Origin of the sequence: Micromonospora sp. DT229 (assembly GCF_049844505.1) — a bacterium.
Lineage (GTDB): Bacteria > Actinomycetota > Actinomycetes > Mycobacteriales > Micromonosporaceae > Micromonospora.
Genome location: NZ_JBNCLD010000008.1, coordinates 81,621 through 93,928, shown reverse-complemented (window position 1 = coordinate 93,928; position 12,308 = coordinate 81,621). Strand labels below are relative to the sequence as shown.

The following is a 12,308-nucleotide window of genomic DNA, read 5'->3' as shown; positions in this document are numbered from 1 at the left end:
GCTGATGGCGTCGGCCGTCCCGCGCGGCCTTCGACCGCCGCACACGTACGCGTGCGGCGCGCTGGCAGGTCTTCGGACTCGTGGGCGTGTTCGTGCCTACTGGCCGTCGCTTCCCAGACCTGGCGGGCCCAGTGCTTCGTTGACGGCGGTCGTTCCCACTCACCGCTGCGGGGCAGTCCCGGAATTCCACCGGGTTCCCTCTTGCCTCGGCCGTCGTGGAGTGACTGCCGAACCAGCTGCGAGCACCACTATATATGGGAACGGGCTCGGAACCTCAACACCACATGCTGTGTCGCCACGTGCGCCGATCGAATCACCTGACGCAGCGCGACGACAGCCGCCATCGCCACCGACCCCACGAATCTTTCCGAAAACTTCCGGAAGTTCTGGCCATGCCAATCGGCTCGACATAACATGCACGCGCTTGGATCTGTCCGGAAACCCGATGTCAGGCACCCCCACCACTGTCCAATTTGCGTAAGGGACCAGTCGATGCGCCTGTGGAATCCGTCCCATCGATCACGACGCCGATCACGTACTTTCGCCGTACTCTGCTCGGCCGCGCTCGTCGCGGCCGTCACCGTCGCCCCCACCCCGGCCGCCGCCGCCGAGGTCGTGCTCAGCAACGACTTCGAGTCCGGCTCGTACGCCCCCTGGGGACCACGGGGTGAGGTGACCCTCGCCCTCGCCGAGGAGGGACGCGACAGCGACAGCAGTCTGTCCGTCACCGGCCGCACCGCCAACTGGCAGGGCCCGGCCACCAACGCGACCACGCTGCTGCGGCCGGGCATCCGATACACCGTCAGCGCATGGGCGAAACTTCCGGCCGGCACCGAGGGCAGCGCCGGAGTGCACTTCACCGTCGAGTCGACCCCGGCCGGTGGTGGTGACAACACCTACACCTGGATCGGCGACAACGTCAGCACCACCGCCGACGAGTGGGTACGCATCGGCGGCGAGTACACCCTGCCCACCGGTCTGGACGCCGCCACCCTGTACGTGGAGGCCGAGGGCACCACCCCGTTCCTGCTCGACGACGTGCTGATCACCGCGCCGGAGGACGGCGGCGGTGGCGGACCTGCGCCGGGCACGATCGTCATCGACACCGACTTCGAGGACGGTCTGGACGACTGGGGGCCACGCGACGGTGGCCCGGGGGCCCCGAGCGTCACCATCACCGATGTCGCGCACGGCGGCACCTCGGCCGCGCTGGTCAGCGACCGGGTCAACCAGGGTGCCGGGCTGGGTCGGGACGTGACCGGCCTGTTCACCGCCGGGGTGACCTACGAGCTGAGCGCCTGGCTGCGGTTCGCCGAGGGCCAGCCGGCCGACCAGATCTGGTTGAGCCTGGCCAGCACCACCGGGAGCAGTCAGTCCTTCAGCACCCTGGCCCAGTTCGAGACGATCACCAACTCGGGCTGGACGGAGGTGACCGCACGGTTCACCATGCCGGCCGCGGACAGCGCCTTCCTCTACTTCGAGACCCGCTGGCAGGGCGAGGACGTGCCCGGCAACACCAGCGACTTCCTCGCCGACGACATCGTCGTACGGGTGCCCGAGCCGCCGGTCATCGAGGACCTCACCCCGCTGCACGAGACCACGGAATTCCCGGTCGGGGTGGCCATCGACAGCCGGGAGACCATCGGTGCCCCCGCCCAGCTGCTGACCCGGCACTTCAACCAGATCACGGCCGAGAACCACATGAAGCCGGAGGCCTGGTACGACGAGGCGGGCAACTTCCGCCCGCACGAGCAGGCGCTGACCATGATGGACTTCGCCCGCGACAACGACCTGCGGGTCTACGGTCACGTGCTGGTCTGGCACAGTCAGACCCCGGCCTGGTTCTTCCAGGACTCCGCCGGTCAGCCGCTGACCACCTCGGCCGCCGACCAGCAGGTGCTGCGGGAGCGGCTGCGTACCCACATCTTCAACGTCGCGGAGTCCATGAGCGAGCGGTACGGCAAGTTCGGCTCCCCCACCAACCCGTTGTACGCCTTCGACGCGGTCAACGAGGTGGTCAGCGACAGTGGTGAGTACAGCGACGGTCTGCGTCGCAGCGAGTGGTACCGGATCCTCGGTGAGAACTTCATCGACCTGACCTTCACCTACGCCGACGAGGCGTTCAACGAGGTCTACGCGGCCGAGGGCGCGGAGCGTCCGGTCACCCTGTTCATCAACGACTACAACACCGAGCAGAGCGGCAAGCAGGCCCGTTACCTGGCCCTGGTGCAGCGCCTGCTGGCCCGTGGGGTGCCGGTGCACGGGGTGGGTCACCAGTTCCACGTCTCGCTGGCCATGCCGATCAGCGCCCTGGAGACCGCGTTGGAGACGTTCTCGGATCTGCCGGTCACCCAGGCCGTCACCGAACTCGACGTCACCACCGGTACCCCGGCCACCCAGGCGAAGTTCATCGACCAGGGCTACTACTACCGGGACGCCTTCCGGATCTTCCGGGCGTACGCCGATGATCTGCTGGCCGTCACGGTCTGGGGGCTCACCGACGGGCGTTCCTGGCGCTCCGGCAACGGCGGGCCGCTGCTGTTCGACGACAACCTGCGCGCCAAGCCGGCCTATTACGGGGCGATCGACGGTGAGCTGCCCGCCCGGCTGCGCACCGCGAACGTCTTCGCCGGTGAGGTGCCGCTGACGGCCGCCGCGCCGACGGACCTGACCTGGCGCAAGCTGCCGCTGCACCAGGTGGAGGACGTCGCCGAGTTCCAGCTGCGGTGGGCACCGGACCACCTGACCGCGTACGTCACGGTCGACGACACCACGGTCTCCGACACCGACCGGGTCAGCTTCGTGCTGGGCGGCGAGACCTACCACGTGTCCCGCGACGGCAGCGGTGACGTGCCGGCCGTGGCGGCCGACCGCGAGGGCGGCTACCACCTGGTCGCCCACCTTCCGCTGTCCGGGGCCGTTGAGGGTGACACCCGCACCCTGGACGTGCAGGTCCGGGACAACGACACCACCTCCGGGTGGAACACCCCGGGCGCGGTGGGCACCCTGACCCTGGTCGAGGAGCTGTCGTATCTGGAGGTGCGGCAGGCCGCCGAGGCACCGGTGATCGACGGCTCGGTCGACGCCGCCTGGGCGAACGCGACCACGGTGACCACGGACAAGCAGGTCTCCGGCACTGAGGGGGCGAGTGCGCAGGTCCGTACCCTCTGGCGGGGTCAGACCCTGTACGTGCTGGCCGAGGTCACCGACCCGGTGGTGGACGTCTCCGGTTCGGACCCCTGGACCCAGGACTCCGTGGAGATCTACGTCGACGCCGGCAACTTCAAAAACGGCAGTTTCCGGTACGACGACACCCAGATCCGGATCAACGCCGACAACGTGGTGTCGTTCGGCACCGGTGACGAGGGGTTCCAGGCGAACCGGCTGGAGAGCGCGACCGTTCGCACCCCCACGGGGTACACCGTGGAGGCGGCGATCAGCCTGCTCGAATACGGTGGTCTGGACACCTTCCACGGTCTGGACTTCCAGGTCAACGACGCCTCCGAGGGCGCCCGGACGAGCATCCGCAACTGGGCCGAGCAGGAGGGTGCGGGCTACCAGAGCACCGCGCGTTGGGGAGTCGGCCGCCTGGTGGCCGGGTCCAATGTCGAGGTGGCTTTGAAGACCTTCGCCCGGTGGAACTCGGACAGCGGTGGGGGTTACTGCGCGACCATCACCGCGACGAACACCGGCGACAAGCCGGTCGACTGGTCGGCCAGCGTGCAGCTCGAAGGCGACATCTACGACGCCTGGAACTTCAAGCGGGAACGTCTCGCCGACGGTAGCTACCGGATCAGCGGGGTGGACTGGAACCGCACCCTGAAGCCGGGGGCCAGCACCTTCAGCGTGGGCTACTGCGCCAACCTGTAACGCGCGGCACGACAGGAGGGCACATCCGGTCGGATGTGCCCTCCTGCGTTACCGGGGCCGGTCAACTGCCGGGTGAACCCCCTACCACCGCCACGCGTGCGACCCCTTGGCGATCCGGTTCGCGGTCTCGATGCTGCGCAGGGCCAGGTCGACAGTTCCAGCGTGCGGTGACGACGTGGCACGGTGGCGGCGTCGGCGAAATCGGCGTACGCCGTGCCACAGGTCCAGGGCATCGTCGCGGCGGTGCCGGACTCGGCGGCAGACACGGCGATGGGGTGCCGGCTGTCGCCGGCACCCCATCGATAGCTGCTCAGGTCAGCTCGTCGAGCACGTCGCGGTGGGCGTCGTGTTGTTGCCGTTCTTGTAGAGGGTGACGCCGAAGTTGTTGCCGTTGCCGTTCGGGCGGGCCGTCAGGGTGCCGCTGTTGCCGCTGACCGAGGCGTTCCAGCTGCTCTGGAGGCTCTGGCCACCGTTGGTGCGGATGGTGACGGTCCAGTTGTTGGAGCCGCTGACCGAGAAGGTCGTGTTGAAGCGGTCGCCCCACTCCTCGGCCCGGTTGACGCTCACCGTGCAGCCGTTGTTGCCGGGCGGCGGGGTGGTCGGCGGCGGGTTGTTGCTGCCGCCACCCTCCTGCACGGTGATGTTGGAGCTGCCGCTGCTCTGGTAACCCTCGGTCGCCATGATCTGGTAGTAGTGGTTGCCAAGGTTCATGCCGCGGCTGGCCCAGGCGTCGAAGTGGTTGGCCGTGGTGATGGTGCCGCCCACCCGCTTCGAGGTCCGAACGCTCCAGTACTGCGAGAAGGTCCGGGTGCCGTCGATGGAGGGCTGGTTGACGCGCTCCGTGCGGTAGATGTCGTAGGTGCCACCGTCGGTGTGCACCTGGCCCATCGAGTTCGCACCCGGGGGCCGCCAGCTGCCCCAGCTGTCGACGATGTAGTACTCGACCAGCGGGTTGCGGGTCCAGCCGTAGAGGGTCAGGTACGAGTTGCCGTTCGGGTTGAACGAGCCCGAGTAGGTCACGCTGCGACGCGTGCCCGGGTTCCAGCCCTTACCGGCGACGAAGTTGTTGACGTTGCTCCACTGGGTGCTGTACTGGCCGCCGTTCCCCATGGTCATGGAGACGTTGCCGCTGTCCTTCCAGAAGGAGAAGAAGAAGCCGCTGTGGTTCCCCTCCTGGTTGCTGGTCACGGTCTGGGCGTGGGCCGGGCTGGCCACGATCGCGGTGGTGCCGGTCGTGATCAGCGCCACCGCACAGGCAGCACCGATGAGAGACCTGAGGCGCACGCGCACGCGGCGTCTCTTCTGGACGAGCCCCTCGTGCATACTTCCTCCTCATGACGGCTGGCCGAGGGCCAGCAACGCTACGAGCCGCGAGATCCCGGCGGTCTGCGGACCGCTGTCGACTGCCGGCGTCGTACCGTGGTGGTGGGTGCCGGGTGTTTTCGCACTGGCCGGCACAGCCTCCGCCATAGCCAGTGATCGAACGGTGTCGATGGGCACAGTATTGGCACGCGTTCGTCGACCCGTCAACAACTTCCGGAAATACTTCCGAAACTTGGGCCCCACAGTCCTGCGGTGGTCGGTGTCATCGCCGCTGCTCAGCGACCCGACAGGGTCCTAGGACCTCCGGGGCTCCACCAGGTAATCCGCTGATGAGCAGGGGGTTTCAGGCTCTCGGGGTCGGAAGTTCCGAAGGGCTTTCGCAGCCCGCCCGACTCGCCGTGATTCACGGTAGCGCGGTCATGAGATCGGCGGCGATCGGGTCCGTCGAGGCCGCTCGATGCGAATGGCCGATCGACCAGCCGGGCAAGCCGATCGGCCCAGCTCGACTAGGCGAGGCCGGCGCCGAGGGCCTTACCTGCCTCCCGGGCGGACTGCAACGCTCCGGCGTGCATCTGCGCGGCCGTGTCGGTGAAGGAGTCGAGCGCGGGGTTGACCCCGACGAGGGTGAACTCCCGTTCGATCACGGTGAGGTCGGCGCCCCAGCAGTCGGCGATGATCCGACGCAGGTACGGGGTCGAGTGGTCCCACCCCTCGCGCGGGGTTCCGGCACCGTACGCCCCGCCCCGCACGGTGGCGAGCACGGCCGGCTTGCCGGCCAGGAACGACTGGCCGGTCACCCGAGGGTCGGCGAAGACCACGTCCACGTACGTCTTGAAGTGCTGGGAGACGCCGTAGTTGTAGAGCGGTACGGCGAACAACAGCGCGTCGGCGGCGAGCAACTCGTCCACCAGGGCAGCGGCCAGGGCGACCGCCTCCTTCTGCTCGGCGGTGTGCTCCTCGGCGGGGGTCATGCCGGCGGAGATCGCCGCGGCCCAGAGCGTCGACGGCAGGGTGTCCACCCCGACATGACGGCGGGTGACGGTGTCGCCGGGATGAGTGGCCAGCCACTCCTGCTCGACGATGTCGGCGATCTCGCGACTGGCCGAACCGTGGGAACGGATGCTGGCATCAAGACGGAACAAGGTCACTGGTACTCCCGGGTGCGCAGGTTCAAGGTTGAACTCACTCTAGACCAGTCTGTTCAAGCTTGAACAGAAAGAGACGTCCCTCACTTCGGCCGCCGGCGGACGGCCGTACCCTTGGGGCATGCCCGAGGAACCTCGGTGGTTGACCGACCACGAGCGCGACGCCTGGCTTGCGCTGGCCAAACTGATGTTCAACCTGCCGGGCGCCCTCGACGCCCAACTCCTGCGGGACAACCACCTGACCCTGTTCGACTACTTCGTGCTCAGCGGCCTGTCCATGGCCCCCGGACGCACCAAGCGGCTCAGCGACCTGGCCAACCACCTCAGCTGCTCGCTGTCCCGCCTGTCGAACGTCGTCAAGCGTCTCGAACAACGCGGACTGCTCCGTCGCGCGCCCGACCCGGACAGTCCCCGCTACACCATCGCCGCCCTGACCGACGCGGGGTGGGATCTGGTGGTCACCGCTGCTCCCGGTCATGTGGCGGCCGTCCGTCACTACGTCATCGACGGCCTCACCCCGAGCCAGATCGAGGCCCTGCGCGAAGTGGCCTGCCACGTGACCCGCCAGATCTCCCCGACCTCGGAGACCGGTCCGCGACCCCGGTGACAACTCCGGCGGCGCAACGTCACGCGCTCGCGTGGGTCGACCATTCGCAGGTAAGAGTCGGGACGGGAAAGGTTCAGATGGTCATGGAGATCGGCATCGCTCTCGAGGCGTCCCGGCTGGCCCGCGCGCCGAAGGAGACCCTCGCGCTGGCCCGCCTGGCAGAAGAACGCGGCCTGGATCTCGTGGTCGTCTCCGACCCGGCGGCCCGGCGGTCCGCCGGCCTGGACCCTTGGACCATGGTGGTCTGGCTCGCCGGATCGACGAGCCGAATCGCCATCGGCGCCCCCGCCGGTGCCACTTCCACTCCCGATCCGACCGACCCCGAGGCGCCCTACCCCGGGGTGGTCGCCAAGGCGCAGGAAAGCCTCGGCATCCTGGCACCCGGGCGGATCATCTTCGACCCCGCAGGCTGGGTCGTCGCGCCGAGGGACGCCAAGCCCGAGGATCTGGCCAGGGCGGCCGAGACCGACCTGCCCGTCGTGGTCCCGGTGGATTCCCGCGAAGAGGTCGAACGCCTGGCCGCACTCGTCACCGGTCGCGGCCGTGGCGGGGTACGCCGACGCTCGGCGGCGGTGCGCTCCCACCGGAGGCCGGCCATCGACTACGACGGCCTACCGGCGTCACTGGCCGGGACCGCGGTCGAACCCGGCGATCCGTCCTACCGCTCTGTGTCCTCGACCTACCTGCGCGGTGGCGCTCCCGGGCTCGTGCTGCGACCTCGGACACCGGCGGAGGTGTCGGAGGCGATCGGGTTCGCCCGGCGGCACCGGCACCTGCCACTGGGCATCCGCAGCGCCGGACACGGCATCAGCGGACGCTCGACCAACCGGGGTGGCCTGGTGATCGACGTGGGCGCCATGAACACGATCGAGGTGGTGGATCCCACCCGCCGGCTGGTCCGCATCGGGCCCGGCGCGACCTGGAAGCAGGTCGCGGCCGCCCTGACCCCACACGGTTGGGCGCTCGGCTCAGGAGACTACGGCGGCGTCGGGGTCGGCGGGCTCGCCACTGCGGCGGGGATCGGCCTGCTCTCCCGCAACCACGGGCTGACGATCGATCGTCTCCGCTCGGTCGACCTGGTACTCGCCGACGGACGGCAGGTGCGGGCGAGCAGGGAGCAGAATCCGGAGCTGTTCTGGGCCGTACGGGGAGCGGGAGCCAACTTCGGCATCGCCACCTCGTTCGAGTTCGAGGTCGACGAGGTGGGCGAGGTCGGCTGGGCACAACTCATCCTGGTCACCACCGACATCGCGCAGTCGCTGCATCGGTACGGCGAACTGGCCGGTGCAGCCCCGAGGGACACCACGGTCTTCCTCGTCACCGGGCAGCCCCGCGACGGCATGTCGAGCATCCAACTCGTCGCGGTGGTCGACAACCCGGATCCGGACATCGTCGTGGCACGCCTGACACCGTTCCTGGAGCTCGGGATGCTCGCCCGTCAACAGGTGGTGATGACGCCGTACGCGGGCGTGATGGGACAGGCCGCCGAGGTCGGGCCGGGCGGCCATCACGGGTTCGGTGAGCCGAACTCCCGGTCGGCGTTCCTGCCCGCCCTGACCCCCGAGTTCGCCCGCGATGCCGCGGCGATGCTGCGCAACGGGGGCGTCTACTTCTTCGAGCTACGGGCCATGGGCGGCGCGATCGCCGACGTCGCACCGGACGATGCCTCCTTCACCCATCGGACACCGGCCTTCCAGCTCGCCGCGATCGGCCAGAACGATCAGCGCCTCAACGCGGCATGGGAGCCACTGCGGCCACACTTCGACGGGCTCTACCTCAGCTTCGAGACCGACCGCAGCCCGCAGCGGCTGCTCGACGCCTTCCCGGCACCGGTGCTGGCGCGCCTGCGGGCCCTGAAACGCCGCTACGACCCGGACAACCTCTTCCGGGACAACTTCAACATCGACCCGCAGCCGGTGGAGGAGGCACGCGCCTGACCGACCACCGGAGCGCCGACCCGGCCACCACCGGCTAGCCGCCGGGCCTGCGGTGACCGGGTGGTGGGGCGGGCCCGACCCCCACCCCACCACCCGGGGATCAGTTCCGCAGGGCCCACTGCTGGTTGGTGCCGCCGTGGCAGGCCCAGAGGTGGACCTTGGTGCCGTTGGCGGTGCCGTAGCCGCTGGCGTCGAGGCACAACCCGGACCCGACCCCGGTGATGGTGCCGTTGCTGTTGACGTTCCACTGCTGGTTGGGCTGGCCGTTGCAGTCCCAGATGATCGCCAGGGTGCCGTTCGCGGTGCCCTGGCCGGAGGCGTCCAGGCACTTGTTGCCGTACACCATCAGTTGCCTGCCGGCGGTGTAGGTCCATCTCTGGTTGGTGCCGCCGTGGCAGTCCCACAGCTGCGCCTGGGTGCCGTTGGTGGTGTTCGACCCGCCGATCTCCAGGCAGCGGCCGGACTGACCGCCGACGAGTTGTACGGCCTGCGGTGGCGGGTTGCCGCCCTGCGGCCCGGCGGCGGCCATCACGGCCTGGGCGCCTGCGGGCCAGTTGCCGCCCGTCACCGTCACGTTGCCGGAGACGACGTTGCCCCGGTCGCCGTTGGTGACGTTGGTGCTGCCGTTTGTGGACCAGTTGTTGGTGACGGTGAAGTTGCCCATGTTCTCGGCGAACCAGTAGTTGGCCGTGGCCCAGGTGCCGGTCGAGAAGAAGACGTTGTTGCGGGCGGTGAAGAAGCGGGAGCCCTCGTCGAAGTAGAGCCCGAAGTGGCCGTTGGTCCGCAGGCAGTAGTTGTCGCTGATCAGAGCGCCCGGGTTCGCCGACAGGGTGTAGATGCACCCGCCGTCGTTCATCTGCTGCATGACGTCGTGCACGTAGTTGCCGATCACCCGGTTGTTGGTCGCCGTGGTGGCGGTGCTGTAACGCGGCTGGTAGTTGTACAGGCCCCGGTCGGCGTAGTGGTTGCTGCCACCGGCGTCGTTGGAACCCCAGCCGTAGCCGACGGACATGCCGGTGTACGGCATGTTGTAGACCTCGTTGTACGAGATGGTGGCGTTGCTGACGTAGGTGGTCAGCACGGAGACGATGCCCCGGTACTCGATGCCCAGGTCGTGCAGGCGGTTGTTGCTGATGGTGATGTCCCGGTTGACCATCCGCTGGTCACTCGGGTGATGGGCGTCGGCACGTACCCCGCCGACGACGATGCCCCCGGCCGCGTTGCGGGCGATCTCGGATCTGGTGATGGTGATGTTGCTGGCCCCGAGGCCGACCCCGCTGGCGTGGGCGTTGGCGTCGTTGCCGATGCCGATGGCGGTCTGACCCAGGTTGACGAACGCGGAGTCGCTGAAGGTGATGGTGTCGGCGGCCGAGATCTGCACCGCGGCCGGCATCTGCTGCCAGTTGGGTCGGGTGGCCTCGAACTGGGGGCAGCCGTTGTGGCAGGAGGTGAAGCTCGGCCAGTTCCAGTTGCCGAAGATGTACGCCCCGGTCTGCTGGTCCACGTAGCCCTGGTTGCTGCTGGCGCCCAGCCAACTCGTGCCGGTGAAGGTGATCCCGCTGAATGTCAGATGGTGCGCCGGTGCGGCGTAGGTGCCCCCGATCTGGAGCAGGGACTGCAACGTCGGCAACTCCACCCGGGCGGTGGACATGTTCTGCCCGGCCAGTGGGATGTAGGACAGTGCCCCGGTGCCGGGGTCGAGATACCACTCCCCCGCAGAGTCGAGGAACTCGTAGGCGTTGCTCAGATAGAGCGGACCGGGTCGGTGCGGGCTGGTGAAGGTGTCGTACCCGAAGTTGTTGTTGCTCCAGCCGGGCTGCTGCATCCGGATCTGGTTGCCGCTGATGCTCTGCACCGACACGTACCGGTCGGTGAAGGAGTTGACGCTCTCCATCTGGATCCGACTCTGGTTGGCCAGGGTGTTCAGGTAGCTCAGGGCGCCGCTGGTGAACCGCATACCGGTGCTGTCGGCGGTGAAGTCGGCCCGGTTGACCTGGGTACGGGCCCGGGTGGCGAGGGCACCGTCGACATAGAGTTGCCGGCTGTCCAGCCCGGCGCCGACATTGGCCCGCCAGATGTTGCGTCCGGCGTCGACGAGCGACCAGCCGGTGACCGCCCGCGCGCCGCTGATCACCGGTCGGGCGGACGGCGCCGCCTGCCACAGCACCCGGTGGCCGTTGGTGCCGGAGTCGGCGGCGGTGAACCGCAGGGGCGACGACAGCCGGTACACCCCGTCGGCCAGTTGCACGACGATGTCACCGGACATCGCGCTGTTGATCGCCCGTACCGCGGTCTGGGCGGCGGTCAACGAACACGGCTGGGTCGCGCTGCAACTGCTGCCGCTGCCGGACGGGGAGGCGTACAGGGTGGTGGTGGCCGCCAGGGCGGGTGCGGCCGAGGTGGCCACGGCGGTGGCGGTGAGCGCGCCGGTGAGCGCCACCGCCGCGATCGCGGCCAGCACCGGTCTCGACGCGGTCGACACGGAAGGTACGGACACGGGGGTCTCCTTACCCGGGACGGATCTGGTGGTGGGTGTGGGCAGGTCTCATGCCGGCGTGGTCGCCCCGCAGCTCAGCCGAGGATTCCGCGCAGGTTGGCCAGGCCGTCGAGGGCGAGACGGTCCGGCGAGGGGGCCAGGGGTCGCCAGATGGAGGCGGCGGTGGCGATGGTGTCGTTGTCCGGGGTGAACGACTCGATGCAGACCGCCCCCCGGTACCCGGTCGTGGCCAGCACGGCCAGCAGCCGGGGCCAGTCCAGGTGGTCGGCGCCGGGAGCCCCCCGGTTGGTGCCGCTGACCTGTACGTGTTTGAGGTGCGGGCCGGCGATGGCGAGGGCGGAGTACGGGTCGGCCTCCTCGATGTTCATGTGATAGGTGTCGATCATCAGGCCGACGTTCGGGGGCAGACCGTCGATCAGATCCAGGGTCTGCTCGATGGTGTTGACCACGCTGGTCTCGTAGCGGTTGAGGGCCTCCACCCCGATGGACACCCCGCGTTCCCCGGCGTGGTCGGCGACCGGTGCCAGGGCCTTGCGGAAGTCGGCGTAGCAGGCTGCCCGTTCGGCCACGGTCATCCGCCAGGTCCGGCCCACCGAGGCGTAGACCGGCCCACCGACCGTCGGGGCACCCAGGGCCGCCGCGGCCTCCACACAACCCCGCAGGTACCCCGCCGTCGCCTCGACCACTTGCGGCGACGCGTTGACCAGGTCCCGGCCGGGCGGGGTGACCGCGCAGACCCCGGCCGCGCTCAGGCCGTGGGTCGCCAGCAGGTCCCGAGTCCGGGCGGGGTCCCAGTCCCCCGGCTGCTCGATCGGCAGCTCGACCGCGTCGAAGCCGAACCGGGCGATCCGGGGCACCAGCTCGGCCAGGGCCGCGTCGTCGACCGGGGAGGCCCATACCCAGGGGTTGACGCCGATCTCGAACATCGG

At 69.0% G+C, this 12,308-nt stretch carries 7 protein-coding genes and 1 riboswitch; of the genes, 3 read left to right on the top strand and 4 right to left on the bottom strand.

The window, feature by feature from the left end; translation table 11 throughout:
- Positions 1–46: 46 nt before the first annotated feature.
- Positions 47–252, bottom strand: a riboswitch (cobalamin riboswitch).
- 240 nt (positions 253–492) lie between these two features.
- Positions 493–3,870, top strand: a complete 3,378-nt coding sequence (locus tag ACLQ2T_RS15005; RefSeq protein ID WP_425766733.1) for an endo-1,4-beta-xylanase — start codon at positions 493–495, stop codon at positions 3,868–3,870.
- Between the two features lie 315 nt (positions 3,871–4,185).
- On the opposite strand, the gene ACLQ2T_RS15000 is transcribed toward ACLQ2T_RS15005, so the two are convergent.
- Positions 4,186–5,193 carry a glycoside hydrolase family 11 protein gene (locus ACLQ2T_RS15000; protein ID WP_425766732.1) on the bottom strand — a complete coding sequence of 336 codons (1,008 nt, stop codon included), beginning with the start codon at positions 5,191–5,193 and terminating at the stop codon, positions 4,186–4,188.
- A gap of 506 nt (positions 5,194–5,699) precedes the next feature.
- Positions 5,700–6,341, bottom strand: a complete 642-nt coding sequence (locus tag ACLQ2T_RS14995; protein ID WP_425766731.1) for an FMN-dependent NADH-azoreductase — start codon at positions 6,339–6,341, stop codon at positions 5,700–5,702.
- A 118-nt stretch (positions 6,342–6,459) separates the two neighbouring features.
- Here ACLQ2T_RS14995 and ACLQ2T_RS14990 point away from each other — a divergent pair, with 118 nt between their 5' ends.
- A complete protein-coding gene (locus ACLQ2T_RS14990; protein WP_425766730.1) occupies positions 6,460–6,945 on the top strand; it encodes a MarR family winged helix-turn-helix transcriptional regulator in 486 nt (161 codons plus the stop codon).
- An 83-nt stretch (positions 6,946–7,028) separates the two neighbouring features.
- Entirely contained in the window at positions 7,029–8,882 is a 1,854-nt protein-coding gene (locus ACLQ2T_RS14985) for an LLM class flavin-dependent oxidoreductase (RefSeq protein WP_425766729.1), read from the top strand.
- Positions 8,883–8,982: 100 nt separating this feature from the next.
- On the opposite strand, the gene ACLQ2T_RS14980 is transcribed toward ACLQ2T_RS14985, so the two are convergent.
- Both ACLQ2T_RS14980 and ACLQ2T_RS14975 read right to left on the bottom strand, forming a co-directional pair.
- The gene (locus ACLQ2T_RS14980; RefSeq protein WP_425766727.1) at positions 8,983–11,379 is read right to left on the bottom strand and encodes an RICIN domain-containing protein; all 2,397 of its coding nucleotides are present in this window, start codon (positions 11,377–11,379) and stop codon (positions 8,983–8,985) included.
- A gap of 74 nt (positions 11,380–11,453) precedes the next feature.
- Positions 11,454–12,305, bottom strand: a complete 852-nt coding sequence (locus ACLQ2T_RS14975) for a sugar phosphate isomerase/epimerase family protein (RefSeq protein ID WP_425766726.1) — start codon at positions 12,303–12,305, stop codon at positions 11,454–11,456.
- Between the last annotated feature and the right edge of the window lie 3 nt (positions 12,306–12,308).

Bases quoted from the DNA above. Each gene is read 5' to 3' on its own strand.
- ACLQ2T_RS15005 (WP_425766733.1), top strand. From the start codon at position 493: ATGCGCCTGTGGAATCCGTCCCATCGATCACGACGCCGATCACGTACT.
- ACLQ2T_RS15000 (WP_425766732.1), bottom strand. From the start codon at position 5,193: ATGCACGAGGGGCTCGTCCAGAAGAGACGCCGCGTGCGCGTGCGCCTC.
- ACLQ2T_RS14990 (WP_425766730.1), top strand. From the start codon at position 6,460: ATGCCCGAGGAACCTCGGTGGTTGACCGACCACGAGCGCGACGCCTGG.
- ACLQ2T_RS14985 (WP_425766729.1), top strand. From the start codon at position 7,029: ATGGAGATCGGCATCGCTCTCGAGGCGTCCCGGCTGGCCCGCGCGCCG.
- ACLQ2T_RS14975 (WP_425766726.1), bottom strand. From the start codon at position 12,305: ATGTTCGAGATCGGCGTCAACCCCTGGGTATGGGCCTCCCCGGTCGAC.